Annotated in this window: 12 protein-coding genes; 2 read left to right on the forward strand and 10 right to left on the reverse strand. The window is 64.6% G+C overall.

The window, feature by feature from the left end:
- Positions 1–92 precede the first annotated feature (92 nt).
- The 3 genes from sodC to KR767_RS18400 all read right to left on the reverse strand — a co-directional run bounded on the left by sodC (position 93) and on the right by KR767_RS18400 (position 2,449).
- A complete protein-coding gene (gene sodC / locus KR767_RS18390) occupies positions 93–620 on the reverse strand; it encodes a superoxide dismutase [Cu-Zn] SodC (protein WP_250877343.1) in 528 nt (175 codons plus the stop codon).
- Positions 621–695: 75 nt separating this feature from the next.
- Positions 696–1,394: a pseudouridine synthase gene (locus KR767_RS18395; protein ID WP_250877344.1), complete on the reverse strand. Its 699-nt coding sequence runs from the start codon at positions 1,392–1,394 to the stop codon at positions 696–698.
- Positions 1,391–2,449, reverse strand: a complete 1,059-nt coding sequence (locus KR767_RS18400) for a class I SAM-dependent methyltransferase (protein ID WP_250877345.1) — start codon at positions 2,447–2,449, stop codon at positions 1,391–1,393. Before KR767_RS18400 ends, KR767_RS18395 begins: the two co-directional genes overlap by 4 nt.
- Before the next feature lie 105 nt (positions 2,450–2,554).
- Between KR767_RS18400 and KR767_RS18405 the strand changes: the two genes are divergently transcribed.
- On the forward strand, positions 2,555–3,376 hold the full coding sequence (locus KR767_RS18405; protein ID WP_250877346.1) for an alpha/beta fold hydrolase: 822 nt from the start codon (positions 2,555–2,557) through the stop codon (positions 3,374–3,376).
- On the opposite strand, the gene KR767_RS18410 is transcribed toward KR767_RS18405, so the two are convergent.
- Positions 3,377–4,930, reverse strand: coding sequence for a protein adenylyltransferase SelO (locus tag KR767_RS18410; RefSeq protein WP_250877347.1), 1,554 nt, complete (start codon positions 4,928–4,930; stop codon positions 3,377–3,379). It abuts the gene before it with no gap.
- A 135-nt stretch (positions 4,931–5,065) separates the two neighbouring features.
- Here KR767_RS18410 and KR767_RS18415 point away from each other — a divergent pair, with 135 nt between their 5' ends.
- On the forward strand, positions 5,066–5,767 hold the full coding sequence (locus KR767_RS18415; protein WP_166946860.1) for a hypothetical protein: 702 nt from the start codon (positions 5,066–5,068) through the stop codon (positions 5,765–5,767).
- Between the two features lie 39 nt (positions 5,768–5,806).
- Here KR767_RS18415 and gspD read toward each other — a convergent pair whose 3' ends face one another.
- From gspD to KR767_RS18445, 6 genes are all read right to left on the reverse strand, one after another.
- Positions 5,807–7,969 (reverse strand): type II secretion system secretin GspD, encoded by a 2,163-nt coding sequence (gene gspD, locus KR767_RS18420; protein WP_345779885.1) that lies wholly within the window; start codon positions 7,967–7,969, stop codon positions 5,807–5,809.
- Between the two features lie 187 nt (positions 7,970–8,156).
- A complete protein-coding gene (locus KR767_RS18425; protein ID WP_250877349.1) occupies positions 8,157–9,074 on the reverse strand; it encodes a type II secretion system minor pseudopilin in 918 nt (305 codons plus the stop codon).
- Positions 9,071–9,718 carry a prepilin-type N-terminal cleavage/methylation domain-containing protein gene (locus tag KR767_RS18430; protein ID WP_250877350.1) on the reverse strand — a complete coding sequence of 216 codons (648 nt, stop codon included), beginning with the start codon at positions 9,716–9,718 and terminating at the stop codon, positions 9,071–9,073. The genes KR767_RS18425 and KR767_RS18430 overlap by 4 nt, the downstream gene beginning before the upstream one ends.
- Positions 9,715–10,116 (reverse strand): type IV pilus modification PilV family protein, encoded by a 402-nt coding sequence (locus KR767_RS18435; RefSeq protein ID WP_250877351.1) that lies wholly within the window; start codon positions 10,114–10,116, stop codon positions 9,715–9,717. Before KR767_RS18435 ends, KR767_RS18430 begins: the two co-directional genes overlap by 4 nt.
- Positions 10,117–10,243: 127 nt before the next feature.
- Positions 10,244–11,584, reverse strand: coding sequence for an extracellular solute-binding protein (locus tag KR767_RS18440; RefSeq protein ID WP_250877352.1), 1,341 nt, complete (start codon positions 11,582–11,584; stop codon positions 10,244–10,246).
- A gap of 268 nt (positions 11,585–11,852) precedes the next feature.
- A complete protein-coding gene (locus KR767_RS18445) occupies positions 11,853–25,457 on the reverse strand; it encodes a filamentous haemagglutinin family protein (RefSeq protein WP_250877353.1) in 13,605 nt (4,534 codons plus the stop codon).
- Positions 25,458–25,506: the final 49 nt, after the last annotated feature.

The raw sequence follows: 25,506 nt of genomic DNA on the forward strand, positions 1-25,506 counted from the left end.
ACAGCGCCCTGTAGGAGCGCGCCTTGCGCGCGACCGAAACCACAGCGCCCTGTAGGAGCGCGCCTTGCGCGCGACCGGATCGAAGCCAGGCGTTACTTCACGACACCACAGGCAATCCGCGCCCCGCCACCGCCGAGCGGCTCCGGCTGGTCGGAATAGTTGTCGCCACCGGCGTGAATCATCAGCGCATGACCCTTCAGGGTCGCCAGGCTCTTCAGGCGCGGCGCGGTAACCGCCGTGGTATCGGTGCCATCGGCGCCGATCTCGATCTTCGGAAGGTCGCCCTCATGCCCCATGGCATCCGGGCCTTCATGCTTGCCGGTATGCGCCGGATCGAAATGACCGCCGGCCGCCAGTGCGGCGCCCATCTTGCCGTCCTTCTCTCCCGGCGCGCAGCTGGGCTTCTCATGCAGATGGAAACCATGCGTACCCGGCGGAAGCCCCTTCAGGTCGGGCGTGAATACCAGGCCGCCGGCGCTCTCGGTCACGGTGACCATGCCCACCGCTGCGCCGGTGCCGGATGCGGTGACCAGGGTCATCGGCACCACCACGCTCTTATCGGCCGCCTGAGCGGACGCACACACGAACAGACCTGCCGCGACGATCACGAGCTTCTTCATCGTGCCACTCCTTCCAGTGTAGGAAACCCGGGGATACTGCACCCGGCGTGCACGATGCGTCCATACCGAAACGGCTTATCCAAACAAGCCACGTACATCATCGGCCGTGAGCAGGCGCCACTGGCCGCTCGGAAGATCGCCCAGCGACAGGCCGCCAAGCGCCGGCCGGTGCAGCGTTTCCACGTGATTGCCCACGGCGGCGAACATGCGACGCACCTGGTGATAACGCCCCTCGGTAAGCGTCAACCGCGCATGGCGTGGCCCCAGCACCTCAAGCGTTGCCGGCTCCAGCGGATCGGTTTCGCCGTCGAGCATGAGCGTGCCCGCTGCGAAGATCCCGCCCTCGTCGCCGCGTAGATCCGATGCGAGCGTGGCTTCGTAGATCTTCGCCACCGACGAGCGCGGCGAGATGATGCGATGCAGCAGCGGGCCGTCATCGGTAAACAGCAGCAGGCCCGAGGTATCACGGTCCAGGCGCCCCACGGTGGACAGCACCGGATTGCGCTGGGAAAAACGCGGCGGCAGCAACTCATAGACCAGTCGCCCCACGTCCTTGCGTGAACAGGTATAGCCCGCGGGCTTGTTCAGCATGAGGATCATGCCCTGCGGCGGATCGAGCGGCTCGCCGTCGAAACGCACATCGGCGTGTTCCATCTTGTCGTCGGCATACAGCACGTCACCCGACGCATCGGTGACCAGTCCCTCGCGGAACATCGATGCCACCTGCTTGCGGCTGCCATAGCCTAGGTTCGCCAGAAGGCGTACGAGTTTCATCGGCGAGGCTCCTTTGCTTCAATCACTTTGAATCCGTCGCGATCGACGACGGTACGCACCGCGCCGAAATGCGCGGCAAGCGTGGTTTCGTAGGCCAGGTGGCGGTTGGCCACCATCAAGAATCGTCCTTTCGGCGCCAGCGCCCGCGCTGCGGCAACGATGAATGCCCGGCCGAGGTCGGGTTCGCCGGCATGCCCCTGATGAAACGGCGGGTTGGACACCACCACGTCATAGCTGCCCGGCACACCTTGCGTGACGTCGTGCCAGTGCACGGTCGTCTCCACGGCGCGCCCGCTACGGGCAATCGTGGCGGCGAGATTTTCACGGGCCGGCGCGAGTGCGCGGCCTTCCGCCTCGAACAGGTCGGCCGCGACGATGCCTGCGCAGCGGGTGATCGCCTCGCAGGCCAGGTAACCGAAACCGGCGCCCAGGTCGGCCAGCCGCCCCGAGAGATCGACAGGCAGTGCTTCGGCAAGCAGTGCCGATGCGATATCGATACGATCCCATGCGAACAGGCCGCGCCGGCTGGTGAAGCGGCCCTGCGCAATCGTCACCGGTGCATCGAGGCCCAGCCACGACGCCATCAGCGCCTCGTCGGCCTGGGCACCGGGAGGTGTCCAGAAGATCCGGCACTTGTGCTTGGAGACGGTGCTCACGCCGCCCGATAGCAGGGCCAGATCGCCCTCGGCCGTCTTCGCGCCCTCCGTGTTCGGCACCGCCGCGAGCACGATGCCGCCTTCCGCCCGCCGCGCCATCGCCTGGGCGAACAGGGCACGGGTTTCCTCGCGCTGACGCGTGGGCAGCACCAGCACGGTGGCGAACCGGCCTTCGGGCGGCTCGGCCACAACCTCGAAACCCGAGCGGGCCAGTGCATCGGCGGCCGGCTTGAACGACTGCTGCATCGTCCAGCCCGGCCGGCGGTGCTCGCGCAGCGCGAAGCCGTCACGCGCACGCAGCAGGAGCAGGTCACCCTTGGGCGGGAGTGCCAGTTCGCCCGTGGCGAAGGGAACGAACAGTGCCTCGAGGGCGGCGTCGGAAGCGGAACCGGCAGACACGTGGGAAACAGACTCATTGTGGATCGTGGCCGGACATTCTAGCTTCTCCTGTCGGGAGTCCCGATGTCCGTCCGCCCACCCTTCTCATCTCAAAGGAGTCATGCCATGCCCTTCGTACGAGTGAAAGACGGTACCGAGATCTTCTACAAGGACCAGGGACAGGGCCAGCCCGTAGTCTTCTCGCATGGCTGGCCGCTGTGCGCCGACGCCTGGGACGTGCCCATGAAATTCATGGTCGACCACGGCTTTCGCGTGGTGGCGCACGATCGCCGCAGCCACGGCCGGTCCACCCAGACCGCCACCGGCAACGACATGGACACCTACGCCGACGACCTGGCTGCCGTGATCGACGCGCTGGACCTGAAGGACATCATCCTCGTCGGCCACTCCACCGGCGGTGGCGAGATCGCCCATTACATGGGCCGCCATGGCACGAAGCGCGTGGCGAAGGCCCTGCTCGTGGGCGCCGTCCCGCCGCTGATGCTGAAAACGGCCGCCAACCCCGGTGGCCTGCCGAAGGACGTGTTCGACGGCATCCGCAAGGGTGTGTGGGACGACCGCTCGCAGTTCTACAAGGACCTCACCACGCCCTTCTTCGGCTTCAACCGCGCCGGTGCCAAGGAATCCCAGGGCATCCGTGACGACTTCTGGCGCCAGGGCATGCTCGGCGGCCTCTACGGACAGTACGCCTGCATCCACGAGTTCTCCGAGGTGGATTACGGCCCCGACCTGGACAAGATCGACGTGCCGGTGCTGCTGATCCATGGCGACGACGACCAGATCGTGCCCATCGATGCCGCCGCCCGTGCCGGCGTGAAGCGCCTGAAGCACGGCACCCTGAAGGAGTATCCCGGTGCCCCGCACGGTCTGGTGGTCACCCACCAGGACCAGTTCAACACCGACCTGCTCGCCTTCGCCCGCAGCTGATCAGCTGCTGCACGAGAGCATCGAGCACCCCACCCGGTTGCGCGCCCACTCCGGCCGGCGCGCAGCCAGGTGGTCCCGGCCGGGCTGGTCGTCATACGGGCGGCGCAAGGCATCCTGCAATTCATGGATGCCTTCGTCGTCGCCCTGTTCCGCCCGGTCGATGGCCTGCTGCGCCAGGTAATTGCGCAGCACGTAACGCGGATTCGAGGCATGCATCAGCGCCATGCGCTCGCCTTCCGGCGCACCTTCTTCCCTGACCCGGGTGGCATAGCGGCGCAGCCAGCCGTCCAGCGGCTCCGCGATGGCGGCCCGGCGGGCCTCTTCGTAGAACGCGAAACCCACGACGCCCACATGGGGGGCATCGATATCGAGTTTCGACAGGTCACGGTAGAAGATGGTCATGTCCATGCCTCCCGCAGCCAGCAGGCTACGCAAATCCTCGATGAGCGCCTCATCCCCGGGCCGGCTTTCCAGTAGCCCCAGCTTTGCCAGGGCAAACGCCGCATCGGTGGCTTCGAAGGTGGCCACGTAGTGGTCCAGCCCGGCCTGCAGCGCCTCGGTGCCATCGAACAGCGGCGCCAGCGCCTGCGCCAGCCGTTGCAGGTTCCACCAGGCGATCCTGGGTTGATGGCCGAAGCGGTAGCGCTTCTGGCGGCGGTCGGTGGTGTTGGGTGTCCAGTCGGGGTCGAAGTCGTCGACCCAGCCATAGGGGCCGTAGTCGATGGTGAGCCCCAGGATGGACAGGTTGTCCGTGTTCATCACGCCATGGACGAAGCCCACGCGCATCCAGTGGGCCATCAGCAGGGCTGTGCGCTCGCACACGTCGCGATAGAAGGCCGCCAGGCGTTCCGCGGCCGGCAAGGCCTGGATCGCAGGGAAGTGCGTGGCGATGGTGAAGTCCACCAGCCTGCGCAGCAGGTCGACGTCGTTGCGTGATGAGGGCAGCTCGAATGAACCGAAGCGGATGAAGCTGGGCGCCACCCGGCAGACGATGGCGCCCGGCTCGGCAGCCGGATGGCCGTCATAGAGCATGTCGCGCACCACGTCATCGCCAGTGGTCACAAGGGACAGCGCCCGGGTGGTCGGCACGCCCAGATGATGCATGGCTTCGCTGCACAGGAATTCGCGAATGGACGAACGCAGCACCGCGCGGCCGTCAGCACCGCGCGAGTAAGGCGTGCGCCCGGCTCCCTTGAGCTGGATTTCCTGGCGACCGTGGCTGGCGGTGAGCATTTCACCCAGGCCAATGGCCCGGCCATCGCCCAGTTGCCCCGCCCACTGCCCGAACTGGTGTCCACCATAGGCCATGGCATAGCCGGTCATGCCCGGCAGGCTGGCATTGCCCGAGAACACGGCCGCAAAGTCGGGCCGCGCTGGGTCCACGCCCAGCATGGTGGCGACGTCGGGCGACACCGCCACCAGCCGCGGCGCAGCCACGGGCGTCGGCGCCACGAAGGAGTACGCCGCGCCTTCGACCTGGCGTGGCGTGTTCAGGTCCGAGGGGTCCGCAGGCAGCTCGCGGACGAAGGCATTATCGAAACGGGGATCGGTCATCGGCATCGGACACTGGAACGTTCAGTGGAATATCCGGGCGCCTGGGCGCCATGCAAGCCCTTTCGTCATGTCTGCCCTCCCGCCGGCCCCGAACTCGTGCAAACTAGCGCCCCCGATTCCATGCCGCCGCGCCCCATGCGTCCGTACCGCCCGCTCGCCGCCCTGCTCGTCGCCACCCTGGCCATGACCGCCGGCGCGCAGCCCGTGGCCGCCATCCAGCGCAGCGACAAGACCCTGGTGGAGCTGATCAACGGCACGATGGGCACGCTGCCCAACGCCATGGACATGCTCTCGCGCAAGCTGCCGGGCGGCCTGCACGCCACCCAGGACGCGCCGCCGCAGATCGTGCGCAGCGAGCCCTTCGTCACCCGCGACGGTTTCCGGGTGAGCGCTTTCGAGGCGCGCGGTTTCGACGAGGGTGGCGACGTGTCCATGGTCCGCTTCACTTCCATCCAGCTGGAGCAGCGGCCGTGCTTCTCGCGCGCGGAGCTGTCCGCCGCGTTCCACGTGACGGGCACGGACACCCGCCTGCCCACCGCGCCGTCGATGCTGCCCAATCGCTATCTGATGATGCAGATGTCCTGGGGCCGGCTTTCGTTCGGCACGTCGCAGGAAAGCGGCGACTGCGTGATCGCCATCGTGGGCGATGCCACGGGCGACACGCCGGGGGCGCGCATGCCGCTGCCCATGCCCCAGCCCACCACGGTGCCCGGCATGCCCGACCTGCGACACACCTGGCCCATGCCCTATGTCGCCTCGTCGGTCGACGGACAGATGGATGACGAAAGCCCGATCCGGGCGCTTCCGTCATCGGGCGGCACGCCAGGGAATCGCTAAAAAGCACGCCTGCATCGCGATGCGAATGCAGGCTTCTCGTCAGCCGTTGGGCCGGACCGGCCGCAACGATTCAAACTTCTGCTGGTATTCGTCGGTGACCTTGCGGGCCTCGTCGCCATTGGTGATGACGCGCGGCGTAATGAGCACGATCAACTCCGTGCGCTTGCGTCCACGACTGGTGGTGCCGAACAACCTGCCGAAAACGGGTATCCGGTTGAGTCCGGGAATCCCTGTGTCGGTGAGGTCTTCGGTCTGCTTGATCAGTCCGCCGAGCAGTACGGTCTGACCACTTTGCACCGCCACCTGCGTTGCCACTTCACGCTGCTGGATGGGAAAGTTGCCCGTGTTGGCGTCCTTCAGGCCCGGCGAGCTCACCACCTGGTTCACGTTCATGTAGACAAGGCCACCGGGATTCACGCGCGGGCGCACGTTGAGGATCACGCCGGTGTCCTTGTACTCCACCTGCCCCACGGTGTTGTTCGTGTTCGAGTTGGTGTTGATGTAGGTCTGTGTGATGGGGATCTGGTCACCCACCTGGATGTGCGCCTTCTGGTTGTTCAACACCACCAGCGACGGCGCGGAGAGAACCTTGGTATTACCGTTGGTTTCCATCGCGCGGATGGCGACCGAAAGCTCGTTGTTGACGAAGGAATAGAAGAAGCTGTCGGTCTGCGGGTTGTAAACGTTTCCGCCGTTGCCCAGCGCCCACTGCTGCTTGTTGCCGGGCTGGCCTACCGAGCCGTTCTTGCCGCCCACCAGGCCTTCCAGGTACCACTGCACACCGAACTGGAAACTGCCCGAGAGGGTCACTTCGAGGATGCGCGTCTCGATCTGCACCTGGAGGGGCACGGTGTCCAGGCGCCGGATCGCCTTTTCGATTTCGTTCCACTGCGACGGCCGGCAGCGCACCATGATCTGATTGCTGCCATCGACGGAGGAGATGCGCACGCCGTCTTCCGTGGTACCCGACGAGTGACGCGCCGAGCCGCTGCCGCTGCTGTCCGAACTGCTGTCACCAAGGCCACTGGTCACCGCGCCGCCCGATGCGCCCCCGCCGACGCCATTGGCACCCGCGGCAATCGACGACCCCGTCGACGAACCGGAAGGCGACGCGCTGTTGCCGAATGCCCCCGTGGTGCTGCCCAGGCCCGAGCCACCACGATTACCGAGGTCGCTGTCGCCACCGCCGATCGTGCCTGAATTCAGGCCCGGCCCCACGCGACCACCACGATCGCCGGAACGACCACCGGAGCTGCTGCCGTAGATGTCGGTGAGGTAATCGGACAGATCCGATGCCTGCACGTTGCGCACGTCATAGACATACAGCTGGGGCTCGTTGCCACCGCCGCTGTCGATGCGATCGATCCAGCCCTTCACTTCCTCCAGGTACGCCACCTGCGGGCTGATCACCACCAGGGAGTTGGTACGCTCGATGGGAATGAAGCGCAGCAGGCCCGCCATGGGCGTGTTGCCCTTTTCACCGAACAGTTTGTCGAGCGTGGGCGTGAGCTCCTTCACCTGCGCGCGCTGCATGCTGAAAACCCCGACGGACATGCCCTTGAGCCAGTCCACGTCGAACGTCTTCACCGTGCGGTTGTAGTTGTCCAGCTCGCTGGTGGTACCCGCCATCACCAGCACGTTGCGCGTGGGGTCGGCCAGCAGGATCGAATCGGGCCGTGCGAACGGCTTGATGAGCTTCTGCATCTCGGTGGCCGAGATGAAGCGCAGCGGATACAGCCGTGCCTGCAAGCCGCCAATGGGCGCGGTCGCACCGATGCTGGGCACCACGTTGCCCGGCACGGCATCCTTCGTGGGCATCACCACGTAACGGCCGTTGGTGCGGACCAGGGCATTGCCGGTCCACGACAGCAGGGTTTCGAGAATGGGCAAGGCCTCCTCGGCCGTGACCGGCTGCGAGGTAGAGAAGGACACGTTGCCCTGCACGCCCGGCACGATGGAGAAGTTCTCGTGCAGCAGGTCGCCCAGGATCGCCTTCACCACCGCCTCGACCGGCTGGTTCTCGAAGTTGAAGGTGACCGTGCCCGCGCCCTGTACCGCCGGTTTCGGCGTGGCAAGACCCACCGGCTTCACGAACTGGCCGGTGCCGCGCTCGATCTGCGGATGCATCACCCCGGGCTGCTGGACCACGCCGGAACCCGGTATCGCGAGCGGACCGGGAGTGGGTTTTTCGGTGCCTGCCATGGCTTCGCGTTGCAGTGCGCCATCGTCACTGGGTTGCGGCAGCGTGGAGCATCCGGCAATGAGGGCCGCGAGAGCGAACGAAGCTGGAAGATGTGGGCGCATAGAGGTCGAGTGTCGCAGTACGAGATGACGGGAACAAGATGTTGCGAATCGCAAGGCCCGACGGGCCGATCCGGCCGCGCCCCGGTCAGGCCGGGGGCATGTTTCGCCAGCGCAGGATGGTGTAGAGGGGGCGCCGGGGATCGAGCGCGCCTTCCAGCTGATCGAAGCGAACGGTTACGCGCAGCGTCACCACGATCGATTCCGATACGCGACCGGTCGAGTCGATGGTGATGACCGACGAACCCGGCGCCCATCCTCCGGAAAAACCGCCCGGCAGCATGACCTCCGAGCCAACCGGCATGTGGCGACGCGACACCACGTAGCTCCGGGCGGTATCCGCATCCATCCCGGGCAGTGCTGCGAGGACAAACGACGGCGCGTAGTAAGGCACGGGCTTTTCCAGCCCCGACCACAGGGTGAGCGCCGGCTCCACCCTGGCAAACAGCGAAGCGTCCATGCCGAGCACCGACTGCAGTTCCTCGATGCTGGGAAAGCGTGCCTGTCGCGGCGCGTAGGGGCGCCCGGCGTCGCTGTAGCGCCGGATCGCCTCTGTGTCGGGGGTGGCTGCCGTGGTACGCCAGGTCACGACTTCTTTTGCTATGCGCTGCGCCTGGTTGCGTTGCGCGCCGCCGGCCACGAACAATGAGGTGAGTACATCGACATCCGCCGCATTGAGGTCGATCTTGCCCGCCTCGTCTTCAACGACGACGCTGACCTGTGTGCCGCCGACTGAAAACGGGAACGCGCGACCATCGCCGATCCAGCGCTCGCCTTCTTCAGGCCCCTGGATGCGTCCGGCCTTGCGCCCTTCGTAGACATCGTGGATCGCACGCATGACACCGGCTTCCGCGGCATAGCGTGCGCGCACAAGCGACAGGGAGTATCTGGCCTGCTCCGTCTCCACGCGTGCAAGCGAGGCAAAACCACCCACGAGGATCGCCAGCAGGGTGCATGCCCACAGCACCACCAGCAACGCTACGCCATGTTCGGAGCGACGCGTCATGAATCGCCCTCCTTACGCAGGGTCCTTCCGATCGCTGCCGGATTGAGCGCACTCGCGCTCTGCCGTGGTGCGATGACCTGGCCTGGCCAGGCTCCGCGCTCCCGTTCATCCGTGTCAATGCCGACCTGTACGGGCAGCGAGGCCCTTTCGTCCCATCGGTCCTTCCACACGCCGTCACTTCCTGCAAAACGAAAACGCAGACCGTGGAGTCCGGCAATGAGCGGCTCGGGCGCCATATCCGGCAACGCCGACGCGCTGGTCGGCAACGGGACGAAATACACTTCGATGCGCTGGCCCTGCGAGGCCTCGTCATCGATGATGCGGACGTTGACGACCTGCATGCCGGTCTTTCCCAGATAGCCCGGCAGCGGCGCAACGAAACGAATACTTTCACGGGTGCCTTCGAAAACAACCGGCTTACCCTTGCGGTCGAGCACCCACGGCAAGGCCACTGCCTCGGATATCTCCCGGCGGAGAAACTCGCGCGCGCCGCGCACCTCGTCGAGCCGATCGATGGTGGCCGATCCACGCTGCACGGACAACGATGCCATGCGCACGCCCGAATAGACCACCAACAGCAGGATTGCCAGCAAGGCCAGGGCGGCAAGCACTTCCAGCAGGCTGAAGCCGGCAGTCCGCTTCATCCGGCGTGCCCGCCTGCCGCGACAGGGGGAATGGAGACAACCGTCCGCATCGTAGTGAAACGCAGATGCGCCGGAATCACCCCCTCTTTCCATTCGACGTCGAGGTCGAGCCGGAACAGACGCAGCTCCGGATGGGTGCCCGGCTCTTCCGTCACGCGCAGATGCCAACCAAATGTCTCATCGAAACGCCCCGTGCTATCACCCACCAATAGCGCCTGGTCACGCCCCAGCGACTCCAGCTTGCCCTCTGCCCACATCGTTGCGTGATCGGCCGCCTGTACGCGCGAGGTGGCATGGATGGCCGTGCCCGACACGCGCATCACCGCACCGAATGCAATGGCCAGCAGCAGCATCGCCGCAATCGTCTCGAGCAGGCTGAATCCCCTCTCCTTACGCATGCCCAGGCCTCCTGTACCACTCATGCAGCCTGCCATGCCTGTATGGCAAAACGACTTCGATAACGACAAAAAAGGGAGGGGCTCCATGCCCCTCCCTTCCGACCGGTTCCATCCGGTTCAATACGTCTTAGTTGACGCAGGTGCCCACGAAGCTGGTGTCGACGCCCGAGAGGAACGACAGGCCGTGGCCAGCGCCGATCAGCGAGGCGTTGGACTGGATCGTGGCATCGTACGGAGCGGTCAGCAGGTTGCGGACGGAGGTCACGTCGGCGCCGTTGCCCTTGTTGTTGCCCAGGAAGTACGACACGGCGATGATCGGGTAGCCCGTAGCCGGGGTGGCGTAGGCAGCCGGATCAACCAGGCGCACGCAACCGGCCTGAGCCGGGCTGCTGATGGCGGCGAGGGTCGGACGACCACCGGCACCGGTGCCGGAGATGACCTGGTCGGTGACGGTGGTCACGGCCACGCCGGTACCGAAGTTCACCGGGTTGTTGTCCGTGCCGTCGGCGTCGTTCTTCACGAAGGCGCGCTGGGTGTTGGCTTCCAGCGAGTTGGCAGTTTCGGCGTAGCCGATGCTGTTCGAGGTCTGGCGGATGGTGGTCACCACGGCCGGGTTGCCCGAAGCCGGGAGCTTGGCGAAGTAGTTGTTGGCATAGGCCGAGACCGCCGTCAGGAAGTCCTGGTTGGTCTGGAAGTTCGGAGCGATGTTGTTCGCGCCGAACGTGCTGCCGACAACGGCCGGGTTACCGCACTTGGCGGTCAGGTGGTTGGAGAACGCGAACGACGTGCCGCTGCCGTCCGAACGATAGACGACGGAGATGTTGCCGGTCGGGGCAGCGGTCGGCACGGTGCGGACGATGGCGCTGGCGAGAGCCGGATCCTGCCAGGTCTTGATCTGGCCGGAGAAGATCTGGCAGACCTGCGTCTCGTTCAGATGCAGTTCCTTGACCAGCGGCTGGTTGTACACGATGGAGATCGCGCCGGCCACCGACGGGATCTGCACCGGCTGGGCATTCGCCGTGGCGCTGTGACCCGAGACGTAGTTGGCGTAGTCGCTGCTGGACAGCGGCGAATCCGAACCAACGAAGTGCGGCTGCACCTGGCCGGCGTTGGTGCCACCGAAGCCGATCGGCGCGGTCGAGGGGTTCGGCGCGACGCAGGCGATGTTGACGTTGTCCGGAGCCGTGTTACCGGCGCGGGTCAGGCCGTTCAGGACGTTCTTGCCGCCGCCGCTGCCGGTCTGGCAGTAGGTGGAGGTCAGGCTGTACTTGCTGTCATAGGCGGCGAGCAGCGAGCCCGCATCCGGGGTCATCAGGCGATCGGCCGTGGCACCCGCGTAACCGACGGCGGGAAGCGTGGCACCACCGCCGACGATCACCGCGCTCTGCGCGCTGGCAGCGGTGGCAAGGCAAAGAAGTACAGCGCCCGCAACAAGCTTCGTGCGGGTGTTTCCGAATGCATGACGCATGGTGTATCCCCTTGCATAGAAGCCCCCCGATTGGGGGCTCGCAAAGAATGGGGTGCTGCGATGACGTCGTAATTGCCTACGCGTGTCGTTGAATATGCCGCTTGTATGACGAGGTTAAATGCGCATGAATCGTCATGAAGGCTGTCAACATCACTGTCAACGCTGCATCATCATCGCTGTCATCGTAGCGGGCATATACGGCAATTGAATTAAAAAAAGAGAGGGGCAAGCGCCCCTCTCTTTTTCTTTCCCTGGCAGTGGGCCGTGCTCAGCGCAGGTGCTTTCTCTCCTCCGGCGTGAGCATGCCCGCCTGCGCACTGTCCAGGCGTCCTGAACCAAGCACGCTCACCGGATTGACCTGCGCGGGCGATACTGCGCTGGCACCATTGTTTCCATCGCGAAGCACGTTCACCGAGATCACCGAAGGCAGCTTGTCTCGTGCATCCGACTGCTGCCTTTTTGCCACGTCTTCGGCGGCCTTCGTTGCGGCGCCTGCCGCCGCGCTTGCGGCATTGAGTGCCCCCACGTTCACCGCTGCCACGACCGGGATACCGATCGACTCACCCTTGACCTGGATATTGTCGGCATTGGCCACGCGCGCCGCCGCGATGACGATGTCACCGGAAACACGAATGCCGGCATCACCTGCATCGACCGTACCGCGCGGAGCAACCAGGTAGACGCTGCCCGGTGCGGCACCTTCCACGGTCTGCAAGGTGGCGATACCCGCGCCGCTGACCTGGCCGCGGGCGTCGATACGGCACCATGCATCGAAGGTACAGACATAGGTCGGCGGTGGGATTTCCGCCGTCGTCTTCGCACCCTGGCCCGCGTTGATATCGCCGTTGGAACTCCAGATCACCAGGTCGCCGCCCTGCTCGGTGAAGATACGGCTTTGTGCCAGCTGGACACTGCGATCGGTCAGGATGTTGATGTCACCCTTTTCAAGGGTGAGGATGCCCATCGTGTTGGGTCCGGCCAGTACGTTTCCATTGCTGTCGGTAATCACCGAAGGCGCTGATGTGCTGCCCACGATAGCCTGCCCGCCCGGCCCCAGGATCGTGACGTTGCCGCCCTGCTGGGTCTGGATGGTGGTGCTGCGGATGTCGAGATCACCGGTGGAAACCGGCTTTTCCGCACCATTGAGGCCACCTTCGCCGGCGCCGTTGGCCGTATAGCCCTTGCTTGCGGGGAACAGGGCATCGATAGCCGCATATCCTCGCGCGTACTTGCCGGCAAAGGGACTGCCTGCATCGTTATATTCCTTGCCGACCTGGGCCAGCACCTTGAACAGGATCTGCTCCGCAAACAGGCGCTGGACGTATTCCGGTTCCTGCGCCAGCAAGGTGCGTGCATCCTGCACCGACAGCGAAACGGTGACCTTGTCCTTGGCGTAGCCCGTATCCACCACCTTGCCTTCCAGGCGGCGTTTCATGAAGTCCACCAGCTCGCTATTGAAGCTGGCGAAACCGTCGGCCGCTTCAGGATGATCCAGGTAGCGCGACAGGAAAGCCGCCGTGTCGACGCCCGGACCCACACCGAAGTTCACGTTCACGTCGGCGCTTTCATGCGGCAGATTCGGATTATAGAGATTGCCGATGGCTTGAATGCCTATCTGAAGCCTCGCCAGTGTGGACGACGTGCTGACTTCGACCTGATTGGTCAGCGGTCCGATATCGCGCCCCGCCTCCACCAGGAAGCTGCCCGGTCCGCCCAGCACCAGTCGCGCCGGCAACGTATACCCTTCGGGGCTGTAAAGCCCATAGGGAATCTTGGTATTGAAGGCCGTATCGTAGATGTCCCGCCCCGCCGAGATGCGCGTCACGTCGGCCGCCCTCGTGTGCTGTCCGACGAAGGCCAGGTTGACGATGTCGCGTCCTGCGTAAATCTGCGCCTGCTTCGACGGCACGACTTCCATCGACAGATAGTTGAACCCCGAGGGAGAACTGATGCCATCGGTAATATCGCCATTGAGCGAATAGATTCGCACCGGCGCGTCATCCTCGCCATGCAGTGGCGTGATGTCATGGCTCAATGCACCGCCAGCGCCCGAATCCGAGGTACCGGGAAATACGACGGCTCCGCCCGACAACGCCGTTTCACCGGTCACGGATCGATCACCGAGCCCGAACGTCGTCATGGGATCTTCGCCCACCGTCTGCTTGGAGAACGCGATGTCGCCCGATGCCAGCATGGTGAGGTTGCCCGTGGCAGACGGGAACAACAAGCCTGCCGTCAGCACCTCGATGCCGCCATCGAGGGCCGTCATCGAAACGCTGGCCGGAAGAACCGGGCCGGCGCCTCCACCGCCTCCACCGAAGACGGTACCGGGGAGCTTGAGACTTCCAAAGGCTACGTCACCGAGCGTCGTGGCGACATCGATGGACGAATTGATGCCATAGGACTGGTTGTCCACACGTTTCATCGGCGACAACGCAGCCAGCAGCGAGCCCTTGTAATACGACGGATTGAACACCCCGGCCAGGTCCACGCCTGTTCGTGCGCCCACGGATACCTGTGCGTCGCGCATCGCGATAATCGTGGAAAGCGACGTCGTGACGGGCTGGCGATCAACCGAGAACGACAGGTTCGCCAGGTCAGCCGAAGGCCCGATATGACCATCGGCCACGAGGCGCCCTCGTCCCTTGGCAACGAAGTATCCGCCGCTGAGAATGCTGCCACCCGCATGGACCTCCAGGTCGCCGCCGCCCACCGTCGTCACCGCGTCACGGGTGGCATTGGCATACCACGTCGTCGGCAGCGACACGAAGAGTTCCGAGATGTCACCGCCTGCGTTCACGGAGACATTGCCCCCGACGCTCATCACGCCCTGGCCGAAGTTCGCGAAGTTGATCGACGTACGGCTGCCGTCGGCCGCGTTACCGGCCTGCATCCATTGCCACCAGTACTGTCCGATGCGGCTTCCCTTGGTCTTCGTCACCCGCCCGTCGGTGTCCACCGGCTCCTGTATGGCATCGATATCACCTCCCGCCCGCAGCGACACATCGCCGGCGCGGTCGGGATTCACCAGGCCGGACACCAGCATGTCGGGAACACTGTTACCGGCGCCCGGAGCTGTCACCGAAGGACGCAGCACCGTGACATCAGTGCCTGCACTACTGCCGGCCGTGGGCGCACCGGCCGTATAGATCGTGGCCGGCGCCAGGCTGTCGGTCCAGCGGATGTCGCCTGAAGTGACCACGTCGATCGATCCCGTACCCGTACGGATCGTGGTGGGGAACACCAGGGTCTTGCCCGCGAACGGGCTCTTGGGATCACCGCTGCCGCTGCCCTTGTAGGTATCCGTGACCTCGAAATGACCGCCGAGGGTTACATCACCCGTGGCGCCAGCACGCACCGCCAGTGGATCGGCCGAGGACAGGTCGGCTCCGGCTACGAAGCGCAGCGACGAACTCGCCCCACCCAGCAACGTCGCTGAAGCGAACGGCACCGGATTGCCCAGGCTGGGCATGTTGGACGGGCCATTGTTCGCAGCGGCCACGGGAACAGGCAGCGTCGTCGGCGGCGGAGGCGGTTCGTCACCGCCACCTGGCGGTGCAGGATTCGCACGGGGCGAGAACGGTGCGTAGAACATCTGCGTACCGAAAAGGTCGTTGCCGACGTTGTTGAAAATGTAGTTGTAGTAGGTCGAATGGCCACCGATATAGGTTTTGTAGTTGCCGCTGTACAGCGCGTAGTTCGTATCGACCGGCGCGAGCAGCGGTGGCGGCGTGGTGTCGTAGAAACCCGGAATATTCAGGAAATAGCTTTCCAGCCAGGTCTCGTAGGCGGAGGCGTAGTCGGCATAGCTGGTGAAGTCGCCGATCTTCGGCACATCCGCCCCGTAAGGAGAACTGTTCGGCGAATAGACGAGGAAGCCGTTGCGGGCGCTGACGTCATTGAAATGCCAGGCCCATGCCTTGTTCGTACCGTCGCCCACCTCACCGATGTACAGGCCATAGTTGGTGTAGTAACTGTCGGTCTGGCCGGTCAGGGGGGCCTGCAGGGGCGCCCAGTTCGGATCCTTGCTGATATCCGCCGTGCCACCGCCCGGGGTACCACCATCCATGGGCTCGCCGTTCTTCAGGCGGATCGTGCCGTTATTCCAGATGCCGTTGTCGTCGAGATACTTCAACGACGTCTGGTAAGAGGCCAGGGCCGTATCGTAGGCGGGATTCCCCGAAGGCGCCGCATTCGCCTTGGGTGCGAACGGCGCGTAGAACAGCTGCGTTCCGAACAAATCGTTGCCGACATTGCTGTAGACATAGTTGTAATACGTCGAGTGGCCACCGATGTAGGTCTTGTAGTTGCCGCTGTAGGTGACGTAATTCGAATCCACCGGCGCGAGCAGCGGCGTAGGTGTCGTATCGTAAAAAGTCGGAATATTGAGAAAGTATGATTCCAGCCAGGTTTCATAGGCCGTGGCGTAGTCCGCATAGCTGGTGAAGTCGGACACTTTTGGCGCATCAACACCAAAAGGCGAGTTATTGGGCGAGTACGTCAGGAAGCCCGTGCGGGAATTCACGGCATTGAAATGCGCGGCCCACTGGTTATTGCTTCCCGTGCCGACCTCGTCGATGTACAGGCCATAGTTCGTGTAGTAGGTGTCCGACTGCCCCGTCAAGGGGGCCTGCAAGGGTGCCCAGTTCGGATCCTTGCTGATATCCGCCGTGCCACCGCCCGGCGTACCACCATCCATGGGCTCGCCATTCTTCAGGCGGATTGTGCCGTTGTTCCACAGGCCATTGTCATCCAGGTACTTCAGCGACGCCTGGTAGGCGACCAGTGCCTTGTCGTAGGCCGGATTGGCCACCAGGCTGTCGCTGCGCGGTGCAAACGGCGCATAGAAAAGCTGCGTACCGAACAGGTCGTTACCCACATTGTTGTAGACGTAGTTGTAGTAAGTCGAATGGCCACCGATGTACTTGCCATAGTTGGCGCTGTAGGCGGTGTACGCCGTATCGACCGGTGCCAGCAATGGCGGCGGCGTCGTGTCGTAGAAACCCGGAATATTGAGGAAATAGCTTTCGAGCCAGGTCTCGTAAGCCGCGGCGTAGTCGGCGTAGCTGGTGAAATCGGTGACCTTGGGTACGTCCGCACCAAAGGGCGAGCTGTTGGGTGAATAGATAAGGAAGCCGGAACGGCCATTGACGGCATTGAAGTGGGCCGCCCATTTCTGGTTGGTGCCGTCGCCGATCTCGTCGATGTAACTCTTGTAGTTCGCGTAGTAACTGGCCGACTGGCTCTTCAGCGGTGCCTGCAAGGCACTCCAGTTCGGGTCCCTGCTGATGTCCGCCGTGCCACCACCCGGTGTGCCGCCATCCATGGGCTCACCGTTCTTCAGGCGGATCGTGCCGTTGTTCCAGATATCGTTGGCATCCATGTACTTCTGCGACTGCTGGTAAGCCAGCAGGGCATCACCGTAGCCGTTGTCATTCACCGGCGGCACGACGTCCGGCGGGTTCGTGAGCACCGCGCCGGTGTTCTGCTGGTAGAAGCCGTCCGTGATGCTGGCGGAGATGTCGATGTCGCCGCCGGCCCGGAAAGTCAGTACCGGCGCCTCCGCACCGTAGCGATAAGCCAGGGCAATACTTCCATCCGGTTTCGTGGTGCCGGCACCCAGATTCCAGTTGGTCACGATGCGGATGGCGCCATTGTCCACGCCGGTACCGTCCGCCGGGTTGGCCAGCTCGACACCCGGCCTCACATGGATGTTGGCGATGGGCGAATAGCGGCTGCCGAAGCTGAATCCTGGCTGCTGGATGAAGCCCATGACGGTGCCTGCGCCACTGGCCGCCCCCGCGCCGGCATAGCCGAAGAAGCCCGTGTGATCCGCATTGGTCTGCTTGGGCGTGAAATAGTTCTTTGTCAGGTAGTCCTTCAGCTGGGCATCGCCTGCCGGCGCCGGAAGGATGTTGCCACTGGCGTCCGTCCAGGTGCCGTCCACCATCACCAGCTTCCCGTCCGCGCCGCGCAGATACCAGCCGGCCGGATCCACGATGCCGTCGAAATGCTTCGCCGCGCTGGCGCTCTTGTCCGCGGTGCTCCACACCACATAAGGCTCGATCGTGACATCGCGAGCGCCACGCAGCGACGCCGGGTTGTCGATCTGCACCGGCACGTCGCCATCGGCCAGCAAGGGCGCACGGAAGCTGATGCGGCCACCGGCGATAGGTGCCGTCGAGCCACCCGAAACGTCGATGACTGCGTTCGGCCCGACATGGATGCGGCCCGCATTGGCGCGCTGGACCAGTTCGTAGCCATACGTGGGATCGAGCTGGTCGGTGCTGCCCTGCCCCGTCGTGCCGATGGTGACATCACCACCGCGCTGCTCGTCGATGGAGCTGCCCGCCAGCAGGCTGCCCCGGATGTCGACGCCATCGCGTCCGAACAGGTCGATGCGCCCGCCTACGGGACCAGATGCATCCACGGTTCCATCGATCCGCGTGGTACCCGCATTGGCGTAGAGATAGACCTTGCCCGACTTCAGCGCATGTCCCTGGGACAGCGTGAGGTCTCCGGCGCCACTGCTTACGTCCAGCAGGCCCGTGATGCCGGCCGACGAGGCCTTTGTCACCAGGCCATCGAGATCCACGGCGCCACCGGAAGCATACGTCAGGTAGCCGCCGCGATAGCCATCCTTCGCCCGGCCATCGATGCCGCCATCAAGACGTACCGCACCTGCACCACTCACCCGCAGGCTACCTGCATCACCACCCTCGGCGGCACCACCGAAGGTCAATGACGTCCCCTGGTCGATGTTCACCGCACCATGGTCGGCGACGATGCTGAGATTGCCGCCAGGCGCGTAGGCCCGCGTGTCGACGAAGTCCTTCGTCAGGCCGGAAACATCGAGTGCCGAACCGGCGCCCACATGTGCATCGCCCTGCGTGGCCTCCACGGCAATCGTGCCTGCCCTGGCGGATACGTTCATGCCGACGTCGACGCTGCCTCCCTTGAGCGACACCCCGCCGCCAATCGCATCTCGCGACAGTGCGGTTCCCTGGGCAGCGGCCAGGCGCATGGCCCCGGTGGTGACCAGCGAGGTCGCCGCACTGCTGTCCGCCAGGAACACTGGCGCATTCAGGTCAACCGAAGCGGCACCGAAATCCATGCCGCCCTTGCCCTGCCCGGCGATGCCCTGGGCCGCACTGGCCGAGAACGTAGAGAAGCCACGCAAGGCCGTGGAGCCGGCACCGAAATCCACCTCGCCGGCACGCACGTCGAAACGGCCACCCGTGGTGGGCAACGCGTTACCGGCCGATGCTCCCAGCGCATTGCCGAAGCCGAGCCTTGCCGCCTGCACGGTGACGTTACCGCCCGTGCCGACCATGGCACCCGCATTCAGGGTCAGCGCATGATCCATGGCAATGGAGAGATCACCCAGGAAATCCATCTCGCCACGGCTGCGCAAGGTGACTTCACTGGCGCCACGGAACAGGTCGAGTGTACGTGCGCCTATCACCAGGCCATCGTCGCCTCCGTCCATGCCCGTACCGACAAAGGCGATGCGGTTGGCGCTCGCATCGATGGCATTGCCACCCAGGATGGCATCTTCGCTCACGCGCATGCGGCCCGTGGCATCCAGCGTCAGCGCCGAGCCACCCTGGACGTTCGCGCCGGCGTCGATGGTAAGCATGCCCTTCGCGGTGCCTGCCGCGCCGTCCACGCCGGTGACCTGATGGCGAATCACGGGTGCAGCGCCGTTCTGGGACACGCGAAGCAATGCGCCATCACCGGACACGGCAGGCACGGTGTTGCCGGATGCATCCTTGGTCGGGTTGGCACCGAAAACCAGCGGCTGGCTGCCGACCGGGTTGGCCACACCCACGGCCTGGATCGCACTGCCGGATTCAAGGACGATCCCACCCGCCCCCGCCTGGTCGCTGCCACGCGCCACCAGCAGGATCTCCTGGCCGGCAAGTGGATGTGCTGCATCGTTGGAGATCACGACGTTGTCCGACGTCGCCGTCACCAGGTCGCCTTCACCCGTGGTGGAACGCGTACCGCCCAGCAGCAGGCTGCCAGCGCCCAGGCGGCTCAGGCCGTCGGCCGACACACCGAGATAGCCGTCACGCGCCTGCCCATCGGCGCCAAGCACCTGGATGGCCTGCGCCGCGATATCCACCTGCGAGCTGCGTCCGCCCTTGCCCGGCGAACCGGCCAGTTGCATGCCAAGGTCCAGATGCGAACCGGCGTCGATGACAAGACGACCGGCATCAGCGGCGAGGCGCGGAGCAACCTGCGCCGCCTTCTTCGCCTTGTCCCCGAAGAAGGTATCGGCGTCGGTGAACCGGTACTGCGAATATTGCGACCAGACATCGCGCGACTGGACGAGAAAGGTGCTGTTGAACGCGGAGTGTCCACCCGTAAGCGCATCACCAAAGTAACCGCTGACGGCATACGTGCCATCCGGCTGGCGCACGGAGCGACCCGCCACGGCATCGGCGGCCGAGGTGTCCTGGACCACACGGTAGGCACCCGGCAGCTCGGCATAGCGCGCTGGCAGCAGCGTGTAATAGCCGTCAGCCAGGCCCGGCACACCCGCCAGGTACACCTGCTGTCCCACGGCGGGACCATTTCCTCCCTGCGCCGCGAATGCGGCATCGTAGGCCGCCACCGGGGATTGCTTGCCTGGCAGGATCGCGTAGATGGGGCGCCCGTCGGCATATTGCGGCAGGCCCGATCCCGCGGCACCTTCGACGACGGCGGCCCGTTGCGCGAGCACATCGCGCGAACCACCTGTACCGGGCACCCATTCACCCGCCTGGAGCGAGCCGCCACCACTGAGATCGATGGTTGCGCCCTCATCCAGCTGCAGGGAGTCGCCATGCAACGTCACCTGCTTCGGCGGCGGCGCCGTGAGGTCGGCCGTCGCCACGTCCGACCCCGTATAGCGCCACTGCGTGCCGTCGATGGTGGTGCCGTATGGCACCACGAGGTTGCCGAGCGATACCGAGGTCAGGCTGCCGGGCGCAAGATGCACCGACGAAGTCGGCGTGAGCGTAAACAGGCCCGTGGCCAACCCGAAGTCCGCCGCCTGGGCTGCCGGGTCGCTGACACCGAGTACCAGTTGTCCCGAAGGCACCCGCACGGTACCTGCCTGTTCGATCCTGTCGGCATCCAGCAGCAGACCGCCACCCGCAGACAACGGCGTCTGCGATGCGCCGTTGGGCAGGATGGAAAGCGTTGTCTTGCGCGCGTTGCCCTGGGCATCGGTCGTGCCGGCAGCGCTCGCGATCACCGCAAAGCGATAGTCGGTGACGGGATAAAGCTGTGCCGCCTTGAATGTCAGGTTGCCAGTCGTCGAGAGAACACCTGTTCGCCTTGCGCCATTGTCGTAGGCGACATCGGAGGGTGCGATGAAACGAAGGTCACCGCTGGCAGCGAATGACGTATCCGCCCATCCGCCCAGGGACAGGATGCCGCCGATGTCGATGGCCCCTGCGACGACATCGAGCACGCCATCCCCGGCAAGCGACGACTGGCTGCTCCCGCGTCCCACCATCGAAACATAGGGCGCTTCGATGCGTGCGTGCCCTGCTCCCGTCACGAACGACGCTGACGTGGCCGCACCGCTGGTCGCCGCCAGTGCATTCACGGCTGTCGCGTTGAGGGTGACCGAGCGCGACGTTTGCAAGGTGACGTCGCCGAGAAATGTCACAGGCAGCCACTGCGTGGCATTGTTACTGCTGCCGAGCTGGAGGTCGGCGATGCCCGAGTTCACCAGGCTGTCCGCCGCCAGATGAAGAGTACCCGACGGCGCCCCGGTCTCGATCTGGCCGCGCTCATCTGCTCCGCTGGCAACGAAGCCACCCTTCTGCTGTACGAGGATCGATGTCGGCATCGGGTAGCGCTGGGGATTGTCCACCACGGTTTCACCGACGATCGCGAGCGTTCCGCCCGTTGCCTCGGAACTGCCGCCATAGGCACGGAGGCTGGCATCGCTCATCAACCCGGCAGCGGCCAGCATGCGAATCACGCCACCGTTGCTCCACACGGGGGAGCGTGCGTAGTCCGTGGTAACACCATTCAGCCGCGAGCTGCCGACAGGACGATCAAAAGCGTCCGCCGCGCCAGAGACGTCCAGCATCGCTCCCTGCTCGGCAACCACGTAGCCCGAGTTGGATTCCAGCGTGATCTGGCCGCCATCGAGAATGACGCCAGTGCGCGGGACAAAACCTGCGGCCGTGCCATCCGGCTGCGCGGTGATCGACCGGGCAAACGGGTCGATGAGGGCGACGCCACTCGCATCGAGGACAGCATCGCCACCCAGCCAGGTGCGTGTCGTCAGTTTTGGGGCAGGCGTATTGGTGTTGAGCGTACGCGTGCCAAGATCGATCTTGCCGGCTGGTGCGCGGATGGTCCCGTGAACAAGCGTGGCCTGGGTGCCGCGCAGCGATACCGTCGCACCCGCATCGACGTCGATGGAGGCGCCGTGACCAAAACTCACGCTACCGGAGAAGCCCGCGTAGGACGGCGCACCGGCACTGGGAACCGTGGGAACGAGGTTCCAGGAAAGGTAATCGCCGGCACCGAGCCAGAACCCTGCCTCGTGACCACTGCGGGTATCCCGGGTAGCCCATCGATGGTAGGCATCGAGCTGGCCCACCGAGGACATACCGGGCCCGTATACATCGCCGCCTGTCGGTAGGCCGCGCAGCGCGTCCAGATCGGGAATCAGGTTGTCGCGTACGACGCGGATGCGGGTATCCGGTGCGATGGTTGCATCCGTCACGGCATTCAGGCGGTAACTGTCGAAACCCTGGCCGGCGAAGAACGCAGGATCCATCCAGGTGCCGTTCTTGCCAACGAGTTCGCCTTCATTACCGCCGATGCGTATCTCCGGCGCCTGCAGCGTGAAGGTGCCGCCACCGGACAGCCCGAGGCTGAGGATTGCACCATCGAGCGCCACATGCCCGCCAGTGAGCGTTTTCGGCGGCGCCGCATCCACACCATAGGTACTGCTGGCGGGTGTCGTGTAGGTGCGCAGCGAGACGTCCCCTCCGCGACCTTCCGCAACGCCGTTTTTCATCCGTACCTGGCCGGCCACATCCACGTAGCCGCCACCGGATACATCCAGCGTGCTCCCCTTGCGCACGTCGATGTTGCCGGTGCCATCGATACCCAGGACATCATTGCCAAGATAGGCCTGCTGGGTCGACAACGAAATGCTGCCACCGTTGACGAAGCGGTCACCCTGCTGTGCAGCAGCCGCCAGGCCTGTGTCGTTGACCCACAGGCCCCGCGTACTGAGCAATGCGCCGTCTTCGACGACGATATCCGCCGGCACGAACGAGCCGGCGTTGTTGACATCGAACGATGCCGGCTTGCCGGTCGACAATGCGATCGTACCGGCAGGCGCCAGGATGGCGCCTGCCACGTCGATGGAGCCTGCGGCAATGGAAACGCTGCCGCCCGGCTGGACGGCAAGCGCGGCTCCCTGCGCGATCAGAACACCCGCCGGCGTACCGATATTCACACTGGAAAAACCGGCATCGGCGATCATGTCCGTCGACAGGATCTTCTGGTTGGCATCCGGGTCGGCAGCGACGACATCGTCCCACGACGTGTCGGCGCCAAACCCCGGCACCAGCTTGTCCAGCACCAGGGAATGCTCCTGTACCCTGATACCGGACATGTACTTCCGGGATGCCTGCAGCCCATTGATCTCGTTGAGTGCGAACGCTCCTCCGCGCGGCTGGGAGCCATTGGCTGCCTGCCGCTCGCCCGGGAATGCCAGGGCCGACACATCGGCTTCCAGCGACAGTGCGTAGCCGGCACTCACATTCAGCGTGCCGGCATCCGAGCCGACGATGAAGCCGTTATCCCAGCGGCGAGCTCCGGACATGATGGGAGAGTTGAATGTCTCGCTCACGCCCCATCGCGCATGATTGCTGGTGAACTGGCCGGCAAAGCCGACGTAATCCACATTCGGATCCGCATCGGCGATGTTGTAGACCAGGCCATCGCGGCCCAGCAGGTTCGGCGTATCGATCCAGCCGGCCTGATAGGCAATGTAACCCCCGTCCATGTTCAGGCTGGATCCCTGGCGCGCAATCACCTGGCTGCCGGAAAGCGAAATGGTGCCGCCCTTGGTGAGCATCTGGGAGATGTCGCGCGGTATGTTTTCGACGTATCCCGCGGCATTGAGAATCGGACTGCCGATCCAGTCCAGTCCGTCAGCCCGCGTGCCCGACGCCGTGCTGTCGACCACCACGTTCTTTTGCGTGTACAGGGCGCTGTTGCGGAGCAGGGGTGAATTCGCCAGCTCGTTCTGGCCGATGCGCGGAATGGTCACCAGGCGGGCCGATGCCGGCAGCACCACGTTGGCAATACCGGATACGTCGATCGTGGCTCCGTTGTCGATGTAGATGCGCCCGACCGACGGATCCGTCGCGTTGACGGGCTGAATCGCCTTGATGGACACGGTCGCGCCCGGCGCCTCGACAAGCGATCCGCCATTGAGCACCACGTCGCGCCCAAGCATGGAGATGCTTCCGTTGACGAAGGCCTTGTCGGCAGCTGCGCTCGACGATGTGGTCGTACCGTCCTTTTCCGGCAGTATGGCGGTCACCGATCCCGACCCCATCGTCAGCTGGCCAGGGGCTTTCGGATCCTCGCTCACATCCAGCTGCACGTTGCCCGCGATGATATTGATGCTGCCCGGCGCGGCAATGCTCGTCGATGCCAGCACCACGCCGGACTGTGCAATGTCCCCTCCGCGAAGCTCGATGGTTCCCCTCCGCGCCTGCACGATGCCGGTATTGGTCAACGTACCCTTTATGTCCTGTGGTGTCGTATTGTTGTACAGCTTGAGCGTTGCTGCCGTGCTGGCGTTGCCAAGGTGTGTCGTCGCCGCGAGAATCGCCTGGCCATCGTCGGCTATGATCGATCCCGCATTGGATACGTTCGGTGCCGCGATCAGCACAAAGCCCTGTGCTCCCCCCTGGATCGACGCCCCCTTCTCGATGACGACATCATGCTTTCCGCCGTCCGTGAAGCTGGCACTGAGGAAATTGTTGTCCACCGTGGCGATACCGCCGTTCATGAATTTCTGATTGCTGGTCTTCAGATCATCACTGAACAGGCTGAGCGAGCTGGCGATCAGCGAACGGGTGTTCACCTGCGAGCCTGCGCCGAAGATCACGCCGTTGCGATTGAGCAGGTACACCGTACCTTCGGCCTTCATCTGGCCAAGGATCTGGCTCGGCTGTGCCGACGGATCATTGATGCGGTTGAGCGCGATCCAGTCATTCTTGCCGTCGCTCTGGTTACCCGCGCTCTGGTTGAAGTACAACGTCGTGTTGCGACCGACGTTGAAGTTGTCCCAGGTGAGAATGGCCTTCTTGTCGGTCTGCTTCACCTCGACCGTGTGCTTGCCACCGGCCACCGTGTCGGTAGGCATGTTGGCGTTCTGCCAGAGACTGGGATCCGCACCGATACCCGCCGACGGCACCAGGCCGCCGTTGGCCAGGCCGTCGGGTACCTTGGATACCAGCTGCTGCGCGGCGCTCTGCGCTGATTTCTGCGCCTGCATCTGCGCAGCCACGGCGGCAGCGGCATTGTCGAGGTTCTGGATCGACTGCTGGACGCGCTGCTGCAGGAGCGCGCTGCCCGGCGTGAAGCTGACATTGCCATTGGCCACGCCGCCCTGCCCACCCGTCGCCGGGGCCGGTGCGGGTGTCATGCCGGGCTGCTTGGTAGCGAGCCATGCCGGACTGAAGGCCGGTGGCGTGGCAGCGTGGACTGCACCGCCACCGAACAAGGCAATGGCAATGAGGTGGCACATGGCGCGACGACGCAGCGTCGGCCGGGGTGCGGTAGAAGCCGGGCGGCGGGATTCAGCGGACGTCCTGGTACGTACGATCATGGCAGACCTCGGAAAGCAAAGTGTCGCGGCCTGGAAGCCGCCAGGTATA

This window comes from Luteibacter anthropi (genome assembly GCF_023699965.1).
GTDB classification, from domain to species: domain Bacteria; phylum Pseudomonadota; class Gammaproteobacteria; order Xanthomonadales; family Rhodanobacteraceae; genus Luteibacter; species Luteibacter anthropi.